This is a genomic window from Neorhizobium sp. PAMB6716, from assembly GCF_058242805.1.
In genome coordinates, this window is record NZ_CM177835.1 from 970,290 (window position 1) to 986,201 (window position 15,912).

A 15,912-nucleotide genomic window follows, 5' to 3' on the forward strand; every position below is an offset into this window, starting at 1 on the left:
GCGCCAGACCTTGGCAGACGAGACACGAACGGGGCGGAAACGCCCCGTTTGACGTTGTCGCAGCCTGAAACCATTCCCCCATGCTTGCACATTATCCAGCCGAGGACCCTTCCGCATGAGCCAATCGAAAGCAATGATCCTTGGATGTTCAGGTCTTGCGCTGACGGCAGATGAGATCGCGCTCTACCGGAACGAACGCCCCTGGGGCTTCATTCTCTTTGCCCGCAACCTTGCCGAACCGCAGCAGATCATCGATCTTGTCGCTTCCATGCGCGACACGATCGGGCGGCCCGATGCGCCTGTGCTGATCGATCAGGAGGGCGGGCGCGTGCAGCGCATCCGCCCGCCGATGGTGCAAAAATATCCGGCAGCGGCCGATCTCGGCGCGCTGTTTGCCGCAGACAAGGCGGCGGGCCTTCGTGCCGCTTGGCTGATGTCGCGCCTGCACGCCTTCGATCTCATGAAGCTCGGCATCAACGTCAACTGCCTGCCGGTGCTCGACGTGCTGGTGGAGGGGGCAACGCCTGCCATTGGCAACCGTTCTTATGGCGGCGATCCCGCTGTGGTGACTGCCCTTGGCACCGCAGCCTCCGAAGGGCTGAAGGCCGGCGGCATGTTGCCCGTGATGAAGCACGTGCCGGGCCATGGCCGGGCGACGTCCGATTCGCATCATGACCTGCCTGTCGTCACTGCCTCGCGCGCTGAACTGGAGGCGCAGGATTTTGCGCCCTTCCGCGCCATGAAGGACGAGATGATGGCGATGAGCGCCCATATCGTCTTTACCGCCATCGATGCCGAACGCCCGGCGACGACCTCGCGCACGGTCATAGAGGAGGTCATTCGTGGATCGATCGGTTTTGACGGACTGCTTCTCTCCGACGACAGCTCGATGAATGCGCTGAAGGGCACGCTTGGCGAGCGGGCGGCCGATATTGTCGCTGGTGGCTGCGATATTGTCTTGCATTGCAACGGCCTGATGGACGAAATGAAACAGGTGGTGCGCGAAGTGCCGGAGCTATCCGGCAAGGCGCTGGAGCGCGCTAAGGCCGTGCAGGCGGCGTTCCAGCCGGCCGATGGTGCAAGCGAAGAGGCAATCCGCGCGGAATTTGCAGCCCTCACGGCCGTTGCCTGAGGCAGGCTGCCACAGCGAAGGGCAGGAAGGGGCAGGGCATGGGCGGAGAGACATCGCAATCTGCCACTCCCATGGACAGGCTCTGGAAGGATGACGAGACGCGCGCGCTGAGCGATCCGGCACTGGTCATTGACGTCGGTGGGTTCGAAGGTCCCCTCGATCTTCTCCTGCATCTCGCCCGCACCCAGAAGGTGGATCTGGCACGCATTTCGGTGCTGGCGCTTGCCGAACAGTATCTTTCCTTTGTCGAAAGCGCGCGCCGGGTGCGCATCGAACTTGCCGCCGATTATCTGGTGATGGCGGCCTGGCTTGCCTATCTCAAGTCCAAGCTTCTCATTCCCCAGCAGGTGCGCCAGGAAGATGGCCCGACCGGCGAGGAAATGGCGGCAACGCTTGCCTTTCGCCTGAAGCGGCTGGAGGCCATGCGCGAGGCAGCCTCGCGCCTCGTCAACCGCAATCGCCTCGGCCGTGACGTGTTTGCGCGCGGCGCGCCAGAACATATTCCAGAGCGCAACGGCGCCGCTTTCGAGGCCAATCTCTACGATCTCCTCAATGCCTATGCCAATCTGCGCCAGCGCCAGGCGGTGATGCAGGTCACCATCGAGCGGCGCAAGGTGTGGTCGCTGGTGGAAGCGCGTGAGATGCTGACCTCCATGCTCGGCGAGATCGGCGACTGGACGGTGCTGCAACGTTACCTCATGGATTACCTGCCGGCGGCTGACCGGGTGACGGCAACGGCAAGCGCCTTTGCCGCCTCGCTGGAACTGGTGCGCGAGGGCAAGCTGGAGATCCGCCAGGATGGCGCCTTTGCGCCGATCTACATGCGCCGGGGCACAGGTCGCACAACCGGCGGCCCGCCCGATGACCAGCCTGATGACCAGACCGGCGAATAGGGGATTGCGGCGTGCAGCGACCGGATGATGATGAGGTTTTGCAAGGAACGGACGGGCAATCGGCCGGGCCGCAGACAGACCTTGCCGAATCGGATGACGAAGCGATTTCTGCGGAGCCGGCCTTGTCGGCTCTGGAGCTGGAGGCAGAACGCACGGCAGAGGCGCTGATCTTTGCCTCGTCCGAACCGGTCTCGGAAGCATACCTTCTGGAGCGCCTGCCGCGCGGTATCGATCTGCGAAAACTGATGGCGAAGCTGGTGCGGCTTTATGCACCGCGCGGCGTCAACCTCATCCGCGTCGATGACCGCTGGGCCTTTCGCACGGCAGCCGATCTGTCCTTCGTCATCCGCCGTGACGATACCGAGCAGCGCAAGCTGTCGCGCGCAGCACTCGAAGTGCTCGCCATCATTGCCTATCACCAGCCGGTGACGCGGGCCGAAATCGAGGAAATCCGTGGCGTGCAGACCTCGCGGGGAACGCTGGATGTGCTGATGGAGGCGGGCTGGGTGCGCTTTCGCGGGAGACGGCGCACGCCCGGCCGTCCGGTAACGCTCGGCACGACGCCGCGTTTTCTCGACCATTTTGGCCTTGAAGAGATCCGCGACCTGCCGGGGCTTGAGGAGTTGAAGGGGGCGGGCCTTCTATCCGGTCGCATTCCCCCGGATTTCCGCATTCCGATCCCCCTCTCGGCCGATGATCTCTCCGATGAAGAAGATCCGATCACCCAGCTCGATCTGGAGGAGCTTGGCCTTTTGACGCCTTCTGGCGGGGATGAGGAATAGCTGCTATGGGCGCCGGCCGGACTATTGCATGACAGGGGCTGCAGCCGATGCGTGATGTTTCGCCCGAGGATGGCGCGAGAGGCCTCATGGCACAGTCGGCCTTGCGCCGAACCGCAGGCGTGACCTTTGCCTCCAGCCTTGCGTTTGAGAATATCCACCACAGCTACCACGGCAAGGAAACGGTTCGCGATATCTCGCTTGAAGCTCAGCCGGGTGAGGTTCTCTGCCTTCTCGGCCCCTCCGGTTCGGGCAAGACGACGCTGCTGCGGATTGCCGCCGGCATTGAGGCGCAGGCCTCCGGCCGGGTTCTGATCGATGGGCGCACGGTTGCCGGACCCGATCTGTTCGTGCCGCCGGAAAAGCGCGGCATCGGTCTGATGTTTCAGGACTATGCGCTGTTTCCGCATCTGAGCGTCCTCGACAATGTGCGATTCGGGCTGACGGCACTGCCGGCGTCGCAGGCGCGGGCCGAAGCCATGGTGGCACTGGAGCGGGTGGGCCTTGCCCATTATGCACAAAAATATCCGCATGCGCTTTCCGGCGGCGAACAGCAGCGGGTGGCCCTGGCGCGAGCACTTGCACCACGCCCCGGCGTTCTCCTGATGGACGAACCGTTCAGCGGCCTTGATTCGCGCCTGAAGGATACGATCCGCGCCGATACGCTGGATGTGCTGCGCCAGAGCCGCGCCACGGCCATCGTCGTCACCCATGATGCGGAAGAAGCCATGCGCATGGGCGACCGTATTGCACTTCTGAACCAGGGGCAGCTGGTGCAGGTCGGGCGCGCGCAGGATCTTTACCGGCGCCCGCAATCGCTGTTTGCTGCAGCGTTCTTTTCGGAAATCAACCAGATGGCGGGCAGGGTGCGCCATGGCGCAGTCGCCACGCCCCTTGGGACGCGGGAAGCAGAGGGCCTTGCCGAGGGCGCTGCGGTCGATATCGCGGTGCGGATTTCGCAGATTTCTGTTGCGGGGGAAGGCCACGGGCTTTCTGCCCGCATTCTCACCCGGCGGTTTCTCGGCGTCGTCGAGCTTCTGACACTTGCCGTCGATGGGCTCGATGTGCCGCTTCGCGCCCGCATCCGCGCCGACCAGTTGCCGGATGGTCTCGTAGACGTGAGTGTAAAGGTCGCGCCGGACGATATTTTGTTGTTTGAAAAACAAGCGTAAACGTCTTACATCGACGGCGACGCGAAATGATGGAGTGGTAGCATGGGTTCTTTTAGTGTTTGGCACTGGCTGATCGTTCTGATCATCGTGCTTATCTTCTTTGGTCGCGGCAAGATTCCTGACCTGATGGGCGATGTTGCCAAGGGCATCAAGAGCTTCAAGAAGGGCATGGCCGACGACGATACCAATGATGCGCCGCCCCCGCCGCCGGTCAGTGGCAAGACTGTCGATCACCAGCGCGAAGAAACGAAATAATCGTTCGGAGCCGCGCCACCGGCGCGGCACCGCCAGGAGCGTAGTGAATGCTGGATATCGGCTGGACAGAACTGCTTGTCATCGCGGTCGTGCTGATCGTTGTCGTCGGGCCAAAGGACTTGCCGCCCATGCTCAGGGCATTTGGCAAGATGACGTCCAACCTGCGCAAGATGGCGGGCGACTTCCGGACCCAATTCGACCAGGCGCTGCGGGAAGCGGACATGGACGATGTGCGCCAGACCATTTCTGACGCGCAGCGTTTTAATCCGGCCAATGCGCTGCGCGAGGCCATGAACCCTCTGCGGGAAATGGGCAACGAAATCCGCAGTGACCTGCAAAAGGCGACGGAAGTGCCGAAAGCCTCCGACGCTGAGGGCACGGACGTGACGTCCGTCGAGGATCTCATTCCTGCCCCCTCGATGTCCTTGCCGGAGACGCCGCCGATCGTGCCTGTCACGCCGGCGCAACCGGTAGCCAGCGCTGCGCCGGCCCCTTCCGCTGCTGCAGTCACACCGGGCCAGACCACGACGCCTTTGGCAAACGCGCCTGCAACGAGTGCGCCGGCCGCCGGCCCCGCTGCCGTTCCTGCGGCAGTGGTGAAAAAGCCGCGCGCACCCAGAAAGACGGCTGCACAGGTGGTTGAGGCGCCGATCCTCGATGCAACGAAGCCTTTGCCCGCAAAGCCACGGCGCACGGCAAAGCCGGCCGCGCAAGCCGTCGCCGCAGAGCCGGCCGCCGATCAGCCACCGGCTTCAAAGCCGGTTGCGCGGGCTCGCAAAAAACCGACAACATCCAAGGATGAAGCATGACCGGCGACATTGAAGACAAGCCCCAGCCGCTCATCGAGCATCTGGTGGAGCTGCGCACGCGGCTGATCTGGTCGCTGGCGGCGTTTTTCCTGGCATTTCTGGTCTGCTTCTTCTTTGCCAAGCAGTTGTTCAACCTGCTGGTCATTCCCTACAAATGGGCGGTGCTCTGGGCAGGCCTCGACCTTGCCAAATCCGAGTTGATCTACACGGCTCCACAGGAATTCTTCTTCACCCAGGTGAAGGTGGCCATGTTCGGCGCGCTGGTGATTGCATTCCCGATCATCGCCTCGCAGCTCTACAAGTTCGTGGCTCCGGGTCTCTACAAGAATGAGCGTGCAGCCTTCCTGCCGTTCCTGATTGCTTCGCCGGTGCTCTTCCTGATGGGGGCAGCGCTCGTCTATTTCTTCTTCACGCCGATGGTGATGTGGTTTTTCCTCGCCATGCAGCAGGCGCCGGGCGAAGGAGAAGTGGCGATCTCGCTGATGCCGAAGGTGTCGGAATACCTGTCGCTGATCATGACGCTGGTCATGTCCTTCGGGCTGGTCTTCCAGCTGCCTGTGGTCACCACGCTTCTGGCGCGGGTGGGCATTCTCTCCAGCGACTGGCTGCGCGAAAAGCGCAAGTTCGCCATCGTCATCGCCTTTGTGGTGGCCGCCGTCCTGACGCCGCCCGATCCGATGTCCCAGATCGGTCTTGCACTGCCGACAATCCTTCTCTACGAGATTTCGATCTATGCTGCACGTCTGGTCGAGCGCAAGCGCGCCGAAGAGACTGTGGCCGAGACGGGTGCGGTGTCCGGTGTCGCCAAGACAGAACCGTCCCGGTCCGACGAGGCCTGAAGATCCGTTCCGGCAGAACAGGATATCTCGGCCGGACTTTCCTTTCGGCCGGGCGCATCGCATCGGCCATAACTCTTACTTCATGACCTGGAACGACGATGCTCGATATCAAGTGGATCCGTGAAAACCCCGAAAGCTTCGACGAGGCCCTGAAGAAGCGCGGTGCCGAGCCGCAGGCTGAGGCCATCATTGCGCTGGACGAAACCCGTCGCGCGGTGATCCAGCAGCTGCAGGACATGCAGTCGCGCCGCAACGCCGCCTCCAAGGATATCGGCGCCGCCATGGCGCAGAAGAATTCCGAACTGGCCGAAAAATTGAAGGCCGAAGTCGCAAGCCTCAAGGACACGATGCCGGCGCTCGAACAGCAGGAGCGCGAGGCGATCGCAGCGCTTGATGACGTGCTGTCGCGTCTGCCCAACATTCCCTTCGATGACGTGCCCGTCGGCAAGGACGAGCATGAAAACGTGGTGGCGCGTGTGACCGGCGAAAAGCCGCTGTGGAACCATCCGGCCAAGGAGCATTTTGAGATCGGTGAAGGTCTCGGCATGATGGATTTCGACCGGGCGGCAAAACTGTCCGGCTCGCGGTTTACGGTGCTGACCGGCCAGCTTGCAAAGCTGGAGCGGGCACTCGGCCAGTTCATGATCGATCTCCACACCAGCGAACATGGTTATACGGAAGTGTCTTCGCCGCTGATGGTGCGCGACGAGGCGATGTATGGCACCGGCCAGCTGCCGAAATTCGCTGAAGACCTGTTTCGCACCACCGATGGCCGCTGGCTGATCCCGACGGCGGAGGTGACGCTGACCAACCTCGTGTCCGGGGAAATCCTCGAGCAGGAAAAGCTGCCGCTGCGCTTTACGGCGCTGACGCCGTCGTTCCGCTCGGAGGCCGGTTCTGCCGGTCGCGATACGCGCGGTATGTTGCGCCAGCACCAGTTCTGGAAATGCGAACTCGTGTCGATCACCGATGCCGAAAGTGCGGTTGCCGAACACGAGCGCATGACGGCCTGCGCCGAAGAGGTGCTGAAACGTCTTGGCCTCCATTTCCGCACCATGGCGCTTTGCACCGGCGATATGGGGTTCAGCGCCCGCAAGACCTACGATCTGGAAGTCTGGCTTCCGGGACAGAACACCTACCGCGAGATTTCGTCCTGCTCGGTCTGCGGCGATTTCCAGGGCCGGCGCATGAATGCCCGTTACCGGGTGAAGGACGACAAGGTGCCGAAATTCGTTCACACGCTGAACGGTTCGGGCACGGCTGTCGGCCGCTGCCTTATTGCCGTCATGGAAAACTATCTGAATGACGATGGGTCGGTGACGGTGCCGGACGTTCTGGTTCCCTACATGGGCGGCCTGACCCGGATCGAACGGAGCGCGTGACGCAAAAACCATGCGGATACTGCTGACCAATGACGACGGCATTCATGCCGAAGGGCTGGCGGTGCTGGAGCGCATCGCCCGCACTCTTTCCGACGATGTCTGGATCGTGGCGCCGGAAACCGACCAGAGCGGTCTTGCCCATTCGCTGACGCTGTCGGAACCGCTGCGGCTGCGAAAGATCGCCGACCGGCATTATGCCGTGCGTGGTACGCCGACCGATTGCGTCATCATGGGGATCCGCCATGTGCTGGACGTCAAGCCGGATCTCATCCTGTCGGGTGTGAATGCCGGCTCCAATATCGCCGACGACGTGACCTATTCCGGCACGATTGCGGGCGCCATCGAAGGCACGATCCAGGGCATCCGCTCGCTGTCGCTGAGCCAGGCGGTGCGCCGTGACGGCGAGATCCGCACCATTCCGTGGGAAATCGCCGAAACCCATGCGCCGGCGCTGATCGGTAAGCTTCTGCAGGCAGACCTTCCGGGCGGCACCTTTCTCAACCTCAATTTTCCAGCCTGTACACCGGATGCGGTGGAGGGCGTGGAGGTGACAAGCCAGGGCAGGACGGATTTCGCACTGGTGGTGGAAGAGCGTGAGGACGGTCGCGGCAATCCTTACTTCTGGCTGCGTTACCCGGTCCGCTCGGGACAGTTCGCACCAGGCACCGATATTCATGCGGTGAGCGCGAACAGGATTTCGGTGACCGCTCTGAAGCTCGATCTCACCGATCATGGCGCGCGCGATGCGGTTCTGCAGGCTCTGGGAGTGGATGCTTGAAATCCGCGATGATCGAGAAAGAAGGGTTTGCGGCGCTGGTTCTGCGGCTGAGGGCGCAGGGCATCACCGATCTTGATCTGTTGACGGCCATCGAGCAGACGCCGCGCAGCCAGTTCGTGCCACCGCAGTTTTCCAGTGATGCCTATTCCAGCCGCAGCATTCCCATCGACTGCGGCTCCTTCATGGAAGGGGCGGATCTTGCCGCACGGCTTCTGGCGCAGCTGCATGTGAAACCCGGCCACCGGGTGCTGGAAATCGGCACCGGCAGCGGTTTCATGGCCGCCGTTATCGGGCGCATTGCGGAGCGCGTCTTGACCGTTGAGCGTTATCGCACGCTGGTGAAGGCCGCCCAGTTGCGCATGGAAGCGCTCGGGCTTCGCAACGTCATCATCCGTCAGGCAGACGGCACGCACGGGCTGCAGGGGGAGGGCACGTTCGACCGGATCCTGGTCACCGCCGCGTTTGAAAGCATACCGCGCTTTTATGCCGAACAGCTGGTGCATGGCGGCTCGATGGTTGCGCCGCTGATGACCGATGGCGAAAATTGCATGATGGTGCGCCTCACCAAGACCGGCAGCCGGTTCGAGCGCGAAGACCTGTTTCCAGCGCCTTACCTGCCGCTCGCCTCACATATCGCGCTGCATCTCTAAGCCGCGCTGCTCCACAGCCTGCTGTGTCCGGATCGGTCAAAGCCGATTCATGGTTATCAATTTATCAAAAAAATGCAGGACGGACCCGCGCCTTAACCCGACGGTAAGACTAACGGGCTTTAATGATCGTCAAGTTAGTTGCGTCGTTTGGGTCGGGTCATGCGTTTGAACAATTCATCGAATATGAGAAAGTCAGCCGTCCGCGTCGCCGTGGCAGCGTTCCTTGCCAGCGCGGCAACGGGGTGCAGTTCCGATGCCACGCGTTTCTCAGGCTTGATGCCCGGAAGCGACGACATCACGACGGCATCCATTCCGCAGCGCCAGGGGGGCGGGGCTTACGGTCCGGCACCGACACCGCAGGATGATGTCGGTGGTTATACGGCGTCTGCTGCACCGCAGAACGGTGGTTATGCCCAGCAGCCTTCCTATCCGCAGCAGCAGCAGGCCTATCCGCAGCAGGGCGGTTATGGTTCTGCCAGCGCATCGCCGGCCCGCCGTGCGGCCGCCCCGGTTGCCATCCAGCGTGCAGAACTTGCACCGCCAAGCGACAGCGGTTCCAACCTGCCGCCGGCGCGCGAAGATCTTTCACGCCAGCAGGCCATGGTGCAGCCGGCACCTGCTGCTGCATCGCGCCGTGCCGCCAGCGAAACTGTCCAGAGTGGTTCCCAGTCCGGCTGGTCGACCGTCAATGCTCCGCGCATCGCCATGCGTCCCGGCGAGACGGCAGCCGTCCTGTCGCAGCGTTACGGCGTGCCGGAAAAGGAAATCCTGAAAGCCAATGGCGGGCAGCTGACGGCCGGCCAGATGGTCGTCATCCCCACCTATGCAGCGCGTTCGAACACGGCACGGGCTGCCTCCGGCTCCATCGATCTGCCGAACGACGGCAATGTACCGACCCCGTCCCGCGAGCCGGCTGACAAGGTTGCCGTGTTGCCGGGCGCGCAAAGCTCCCGCGACAAGATGCAGGCCGAAGCCGGCAAGCTGACCCCGCCGTCCGGTGGTGGCCAGCCGGTGCCGCCGAAGGGCTCTTATGTGGTGAAGCCCGGCGATACGCTGTCCAAGATCGCCCGCGCCACCAATACGCCGATCGATCGCCTGAAGGCGGAGAACGGCTTGACCGATGGCGGCATCCGCATCGGCCAGACTCTGAAGGTCGCCAATGGCGGTGACGCCGTGAAGACGGCATCGGCCCCGCAGGCTGCCCCGGCCAAGGTTGAACCGGTGTCCGTACCGGCTCGCGAGGCTGCCGTCGCCAAGGCCCCGGAAAAGCCGGCACAGACCCAGACCGCGAGCCTTTCCGACGTGGAAAGCAAGGCCGATGTCAGCACGCCGGCACCGTCTGCGACGGGCATCGAAAAATACCGCTGGCCGGTGAACGGCGCCGTGATTGCCGCCTACGGTTCGAACGTCGATGGCAACCGCAATGACGGGATCGACATTTCCGTCCCCGAGGGCACGCCGATCAAGGCTGCCGAAAACGGCGTCGTCATCTATGCCGGCAACGGCCTGAAGCAGCTCGGCAACACCGTTCTGGTGCGCCACGACGATGGCAAGGTGACGGTCTACGGCCACGCCGGCAACATCAACGTGACGCGCGGTCAAAAAATCCAGCGCGGCCAGACGCTTGCCACATCAGGCATGAGCGGTGATGCAAAGCGCCCGCAGGTGCATTTCGAAGTGCGCAAGGATGCAACGCCCGTCAATCCGATGACCTTCCTGGAATAGGAAGAGCCAAGGCCGAAACGCGCCAAAAGATAAAGAATTGCCCTCGCAGTTGTTTTGCGTATCGAGGGGATCGGAGAAAGCCCGGCATGTCCGGGCTTTTTTCATGCGCGTTTTTGGGGGAGCTTAAGCCCGGTGAAGCGGCTTGCGCAGGCGCCCGGCGAGATCCTGGATATATTGCCAGGCGACGCGGCCCGACCGACCGCCGCGGGTCGTCGCCCATTCCAGCGCCTCGTGATGCAGTGTTTCGCGTGGCAGACCCAGATCGAAATGGCTGGCGTAGCCATCGATCATGCCGAGATAATCCTCCTGGCTGCACTTGTGGAAGCCGAGCCACAGGCCGAAACGATCCGACAGCGACACCTTTTCCTCAACCGCTTCGGACGGGTTGATCGCCGTCGACTGCTCGTTTTCCAGCATGTGGCGGGGCAGGAGATGGCGGCGGTTGGACGTGGCGTAGAAGAGAACATTGTCCGGACGCCCCTCGATGCCGCCGTCGAGTGCCGCCTTCAGCGACTTGTAGGCGGTGTCGTCGTGATCGAAGGAGAGGTCATCGCAGAACACGATGATACGCTGGTCCGAAACCTTCAGAATGTCGAGGAGGGCGGGCAGCGAGGAAATGTCTTCGCGGTGAACTTCCACCAGTTTGAGGGCGGCGGCCGTCGAAGCCTTCACATCCGCATGCACGGCCTTGACCAGCGAGGACTTGCCCATGCCGCGCGCGCCCCACAGCAGCACGTTGTTGGCCTCATAACCTTCGGCAAAACGCAGCGTGTTTTCATGAAGGATGTCGCGCACGTGATTGACGCCGCGAATGAGGGAAAGCGCCACCCGGTTCGGGCGCGCCACAGGCTGCAGATATCGGTTGGCCGGCACCCAGACGAAACAGTCGGCGGCCGCCCAGTCGTTGACGGCGGGCGCGGGGCCGGCCAGACGGTCCAGCGCATCGGCCAGCCGGCGCACCTCGGCAATCAGTTCGGCAGTTGCGTCCACGGTCATCTTCATCTCCTTGGTGCGGCGGCACGGGCCGGAAGCGTCAGGGCAGGCGTCGTTTGCGCTTTTCCTCGGCGGTAGCATGGCGTTTTCCCCATCGAAAGGGTAAGAGGCCTGAATTCGGTACGCCCTGAGCCTTCGTTTCTGTTGCATTCGCCTTGATCGCAACTATATTCCGGCGGCTTGAGACGGGGGTACCTCCGTCATCCAATTCCGGGAGTTATCGATGTTCATTACTGAAGCATTTGCCCAGGCCGAAGGCGCAGCCCCGTCTGCATCTGCATTTGGCTCCGGCCTCGAAATGCTTTTCCTCTTCGCGCCGTTGATGGTGGTCTGGTATTTCTTCCTCATCCGTCCGCAGCGCGCACAGTTGAAGAAGCGCCAGGAAACCCTGTCGAACATCCGCCGCGGGGACCAGGTCGTTCTGGGCGGCGGCATTTCCGGCAAGGTGACCAAGGTCATCGACGATACGGAACTGGAAGTGGAAATCGCCGAGAACGTCAAGGTTCGCGTGCTGCGCACCTACGTGGCTGAAGTCCGCGTCAAGGGCGAGCCGGTCAAGACCGAGAAGGCCTGACCGTCTACCCGGGCTCGGCGTCCGCTTCAGGCGGACGCCTCTCTGACCCTGCCAGAACATCGAGATCGCAATGCTATACTTCTCCCGCTGGAAGACCCTATTCATCTGGTTCGTGATTGCCGTCAGCCTGCTGATCGCAGCCCCGAACATGTTCAGCAGCGAGCAGTTGGCAAAGCTCCCCGGCTGGTTCCCCACCAAGAAGGTGACGCTCGGTCTCGACCTTCAGGGCGGATCGCACATCATGCTCAAGATCGAGCGGAGCGATATCGTCAAGGAACGGCTGGAAACCATCGTTGGCGACGTGCGCAACGTGCTGCGCGAAGCCAATGTGCGCTATACCGGCCTCAACGGCACCGGCCAGCAGATCCAGGTCCGCGTGACGGATGTGGCGCAGCTTCAGGCGGCGCGCGATGCCTTGCAGCCGCTGCTTCAGCCCGTTTCGGCCGGCACCTTTGGCGGCAGCATCACGGAACTGTCGCTCGATGACAGCGGCGATGGCCAGCTGCGCCTGACGCTCACCGATGCCGGCATCGACTACCGTATGTCGTCTGCGGTCACGCAGTCGATTGAGGTGGTGCGCCGCCGCGTCGACGAGCTTGGCACCACCGAGCCGCTGATCCAGCGCCAGGGCAATGATCGCATCATCGTGCAGGTGCCGGGTCTTCAGGATCCGCAGCGCCTGAAGGCGCTTCTGAACCAGACCGCCAAGCTGTCCTTCCATATGGTCGATACCACGATGCCGGTGCAGGAGGCTTTGAACGGCCGCCCGCCCGTCACATCGCAGATCATGTATTCGACCGATGATCCGGCCGTGCCCTATCTGGTGGAGCGTCGTGCGCTGGTTTCGGGTGAAAACCTTGTCGATGCGCAGGCAAGCTTCAACCAGCAGACAAACGAGCCGGTCGTCACCTTCCGCTTCGATTCGCGTGGTTCGCAACGGTTTGCCCAGGCGACCCAGCAGAATGTCGGCCGTCCCTTTGCCATCGTCCTCGACGACCAGGTGATTTCGGCGCCTGTCATCCGCGAACCGATCATCGGCGGTTCCGGCCAGATTTCCGGCAATTTCTCGGTTCAGGGCGCCAATGACCTTGCCGTCCTGCTGCGCGCCGGTGCGCTTCCGGCAACACTGACCGTTGTCGAAGAACGCACGGTCGGTCCGGGCCTCGGTGCCGATTCCATCCGCGCCGGCGTCGTCGCCTCGGTGATCGGCGCGGTTGCCGTTGCCGGGTTCATGTTTGCCTTCTACGGCTTCTTCGGCCTCCTCGCCAATCTGGCACTTGCCATCAACATCGTGATGATCCTTGCGGTCCTGTCGCTGATTGGTTCGACGCTGACGCTACCGGGTATTGCCGGTATCGTGCTCACCATGGGCATGGCGGTCGATTCGAACGTGCTGATCTACGAGCGTATTCGTGAAGAGGTGAAAAGCGGCAGGTCCCTGTTGCCGGCCATCGATAGCGGCTTCAAGCGTGCCTTTTCCACCATTATCGACGCCAACCTGACGACGCTGATTGCAGCCGTGGTGCTGTTTTATCTCGGCTCCGGTCCGGTGCGCGGTTTTGCCGTCACGCTTGCCGTTGGTATCGTCACGACCGTCTTTACCGCCTTCACCTTCACCAGCTGGCTGTTTGCCGTCTGGGTGCGCCGCGCAAAGCCGAAGCAGCTGCCAAAGGGCATCCGCACCGGTGTATTCGATGGTCGCGGCCTGCCTTTCATGTCGATCCGCCGTTACACGTTCCTTGCCGCAGCGGCTCTGTCCATTGCTGCCTTGGTCAGCTTCGTCGGCGTTGGCATGAACCTCGGCATCGACTTCCGTGGTGGTTCCATCATCGAGATGAAGGCCCGCCAGGGCGATGCCAACATCGCCGATATTCGTGCCCGCCTTGATCAGTTGAACCTCGGTGAAGTGCAGGCCCAGGGCTTTGGCACGCCGCAGGATGTGCTGGTGCGTGTGCAGGCGCAGGACGGTGGCGAAAATGCCGAGCAGTCCGCGCTCGCCCGTATCCGCGGCGATCTGGAAGCCGATTACGAGTTCCGCCGCGTGGAAGTGGTCGGTCCCTCTGTGTCGAGCGACCTCACCTATACGGCGACGCTCGGCGTCGGCATCGCGCTGCTGTTCATCCTCGTCTACATCTGGTTCCGCTTTGAATGGCAGTTTGCCGTCGGCGCCATCATCGCCACGATGCACGACGTGATCCTGACGCTTGGCCTCTTCGTGCTGACGGGGATCGAGTTCAACCTCACAAGTATTGCGGCGATCCTGACCATTGTCGGTTATTCGTTGAACGATACGGTGGTGGTCTACGACCGCATGCGCGAAAACCTGCGGCGTTATAAAAAGATGCCACTGTCGGACCTCATCGACATCTCGATCAACCAGACGCTGTCGCGCACGGTTCTGACCGGCCTCACCACGATGATCGCGCTCTCTGCGCTCTATATCTTCGGCGGCGAAGTCATCCGCTCCTTCACCTTTGCGATGCTGTTTGGTGTGGCTGTCGGTACGTTCTCGTCCATCTATATCGCAGCACCGGTGCTGATTGCCTTCAAGCTTCGCACCGATACCTTCGATACGGACGAGAACCGCAAGACCAAGACGGACAAGAGCTTGCCGTCCGGCAAGCCGAGCGCCTGATCCTTGGCCCGGCCTCCTGAAATCCGCGATGCCCATTTTCCCGGGCGCGCGCCAATCGATGCCTATGGCAATGGCGGTTTCCGCTTTGCCGACATGTCGCATCGCGGATCTCTTCTCTGCCTCCCCTCGGGCGTTTATGGCTGGGATATGGAGGAAGGGGCAGCACTGACGGCAGACGCGTTTTCACGTGTGCTGCAGGAGGCTGGGGTGGAGTTTCTCCTCGTCGGCACAGGAAAAGATCTGCGCCCGCTGCCGGCACCGCTGAAGGCGGCTTTCCGGGCGCGGGGCATTTCCTCCGATTCCATGGGAACCGGAGCGGCGGTTAGAACGTACAACATCATGCTCGGTGAAATGCGGCCCGTCGCTGCGGCCCTCATCGCCGTCTGAGCGGTCTGCCTGCAAAGGCAGGCGCAATTCTAAGGCCCGGAGACCGGATGTGACGTCTGCGCCAAGCGACCATTTCGATATATGCCTGTCGACACTGCGCGAGACGGATCGGGACCGTTATCTCGCCTGCCTTCTGTCGCCTGAGGAAAAACGCGGGCCGCTTGCCGCCCTCTACGCCTTCCACGCCGAAATCGCCCGTGTGCGCGATGTCATCCAGCAGCCGCTTGCCGGCGAAATTCGCCTGCAATGGTGGCGTGATCTCCTGGCCGGTGAGGCGAAAGGCGAGGCGAGCGCCAATCCGATTGCCGCAGCCCTCATGGAAACCGTCGAGCGTTATCACCTGCCGCGGCCTGTGCTGCTGGCGATGATCGAGGCGCGTGTCTTCGACCTCTACGACGATCCGATGCCGGATAAAAATGCGCTGGAAGGGTATGCTGGCGAAACGGCCTCGGCACTGATCCAGCTTGCCGGTCTGGTCCTTGATGCGCCCTCTGCCATGGCAAGCTCTGAAATCGCCGGTCATGCCGGCGTGGCGCAGGCCATCGCCGGTCTTCTCCTGCTGATGCCGCTCCATATCAGGCGGGGCCAGGTCTATCTGCCGCAGGATATTTTATCCGCCACCGGGCTCAACCGGGATCGGTTTCTGGCGGGCGAGCCGGCTGAGAATATCGGCCATGCCATCGAGGCGTTCGCCGGCCTTGGTCTCGATCACCTTCAAAAAGCCCGCAGAGCCGGACGGATTCCGGCACCGGTGCTTGCCGCCTTCCTGCCGGTTGCGATGGCCGAGCCGGTGTTGCGGCGCGCCGTGAAGCTGAAGGCGGGCGTGCTGACAGCCGATCTGCAGCCGGCCCAGTGGCGCCGGCAACTTCGCATGGTGCGCACCCTTGTCTTGAAGAGAATCTGATCCAT

Annotated in this window: 16 protein-coding genes; 15 read left to right on the plus strand and 1 reads right to left on the minus strand. The window is 62.4% G+C overall.

Annotation, left to right across the window (positions count from 1 at the left end):
* Positions 1-115 precede the first annotated feature (115 nt).
* The 11 genes from nagZ (at position 116) to AC4CWH_RS04635 (ending at position 10,414) form a co-directional block, all read left to right on the plus strand.
* Positions 116-1,132, plus strand: coding sequence for a beta-N-acetylhexosaminidase (nagZ, locus tag AC4CWH_RS04585; RefSeq protein WP_491320580.1), 1,017 nt, complete (start codon positions 116-118; stop codon positions 1,130-1,132).
* 38 nt (positions 1,133-1,170) lie between these two features.
* On the plus strand, positions 1,171-2,025 hold the full coding sequence (locus AC4CWH_RS04590; RefSeq protein ID WP_491320581.1) for a segregation and condensation protein A: 855 nt from the start codon (positions 1,171-1,173) through the stop codon (positions 2,023-2,025).
* Positions 2,026-2,129: 104 nt separating this feature from the next.
* Positions 2,130-2,807: an SMC-Scp complex subunit ScpB gene (gene scpB / locus AC4CWH_RS04595; protein WP_491321353.1), complete on the plus strand. Its 678-nt coding sequence runs from the start codon at positions 2,130-2,132 to the stop codon at positions 2,805-2,807.
* Positions 2,808-2,854: 47 nt separating this feature from the next.
* Entirely contained in the window at positions 2,855-3,976 is a 1,122-nt protein-coding gene (locus tag AC4CWH_RS04600) for an ABC transporter ATP-binding protein (RefSeq protein WP_491320582.1), read from the plus strand.
* 42 nt (positions 3,977-4,018) lie between these two features.
* Positions 4,019-4,231 carry a twin-arginine translocase TatA/TatE family subunit gene (locus AC4CWH_RS04605; protein WP_491284475.1) on the plus strand — a complete coding sequence of 71 codons (213 nt, stop codon included), beginning with the start codon at positions 4,019-4,021 and terminating at the stop codon, positions 4,229-4,231.
* 47 nt (positions 4,232-4,278) lie between these two features.
* Entirely contained in the window at positions 4,279-5,040 is a 762-nt protein-coding gene (tatB, locus tag AC4CWH_RS04610; RefSeq protein ID WP_491320583.1) for a Sec-independent protein translocase protein TatB, read from the plus strand.
* Positions 5,037-5,879 carry a twin-arginine translocase subunit TatC gene (gene tatC / locus AC4CWH_RS04615; RefSeq protein WP_491284479.1) on the plus strand — a complete coding sequence of 281 codons (843 nt, stop codon included), beginning with the start codon at positions 5,037-5,039 and terminating at the stop codon, positions 5,877-5,879. Before tatB ends, tatC begins: the two co-directional genes overlap by 4 nt.
* Positions 5,880-5,977: 98 nt before the next feature.
* Positions 5,978-7,261, plus strand: coding sequence for a serine--tRNA ligase (gene serS / locus AC4CWH_RS04620; protein ID WP_491320584.1), 1,284 nt, complete (start codon positions 5,978-5,980; stop codon positions 7,259-7,261).
* 10 nt (positions 7,262-7,271) lie between these two features.
* Complete coding sequence (surE, locus tag AC4CWH_RS04625; protein ID WP_491320585.1) at positions 7,272-8,039, plus strand: 5'/3'-nucleotidase SurE; 768 nt, start codon at positions 7,272-7,274, stop codon at positions 8,037-8,039.
* 8 nt (positions 8,040-8,047) lie between these two features.
* Positions 8,048-8,689 carry a protein-L-isoaspartate(D-aspartate) O-methyltransferase gene (locus AC4CWH_RS04630; protein WP_491284485.1) on the plus strand — a complete coding sequence of 214 codons (642 nt, stop codon included), beginning with the start codon at positions 8,048-8,050 and terminating at the stop codon, positions 8,687-8,689.
* 183 nt (positions 8,690-8,872) lie between these two features.
* Positions 8,873-10,414 (plus strand): peptidoglycan DD-metalloendopeptidase family protein, encoded by a 1,542-nt coding sequence (locus AC4CWH_RS04635; protein WP_491320586.1) that lies wholly within the window; start codon positions 8,873-8,875, stop codon positions 10,412-10,414.
* Positions 10,415-10,537: 123 nt separating this feature from the next.
* Here AC4CWH_RS04635 and AC4CWH_RS04640 read toward each other — a convergent pair whose 3' ends face one another.
* Positions 10,538-11,410: an ATP-binding protein gene (locus AC4CWH_RS04640; protein WP_491320587.1), complete on the minus strand. Its 873-nt coding sequence runs from the start codon at positions 11,408-11,410 to the stop codon at positions 10,538-10,540.
* Positions 11,411-11,630: 220 nt separating this feature from the next.
* Here AC4CWH_RS04640 and yajC point away from each other — a divergent pair, with 220 nt between their 5' ends.
* From yajC to AC4CWH_RS04660, 4 genes are all read left to right on the plus strand, one after another.
* Entirely contained in the window at positions 11,631-11,981 is a 351-nt protein-coding gene (yajC, locus tag AC4CWH_RS04645; protein ID WP_491284490.1) for a preprotein translocase subunit YajC, read from the plus strand.
* A 70-nt stretch (positions 11,982-12,051) separates the two neighbouring features.
* Positions 12,052-14,616, plus strand: a complete 2,565-nt coding sequence (gene secDF, locus AC4CWH_RS04650) for a protein translocase subunit SecDF (protein WP_491284492.1) — start codon at positions 12,052-12,054, stop codon at positions 14,614-14,616.
* A 3-nt stretch (positions 14,617-14,619) separates the two neighbouring features.
* A complete protein-coding gene (locus tag AC4CWH_RS04655; RefSeq protein WP_491284494.1) occupies positions 14,620-15,003 on the plus strand; it encodes an Mth938-like domain-containing protein in 384 nt (127 codons plus the stop codon).
* A gap of 49 nt (positions 15,004-15,052) precedes the next feature.
* The gene (locus tag AC4CWH_RS04660; RefSeq protein WP_491320588.1) at positions 15,053-15,907 is read left to right on the plus strand and encodes a phytoene/squalene synthase family protein; all 855 of its coding nucleotides are present in this window, start codon (positions 15,053-15,055) and stop codon (positions 15,905-15,907) included.
* Positions 15,908-15,912: the final 5 nt, after the last annotated feature.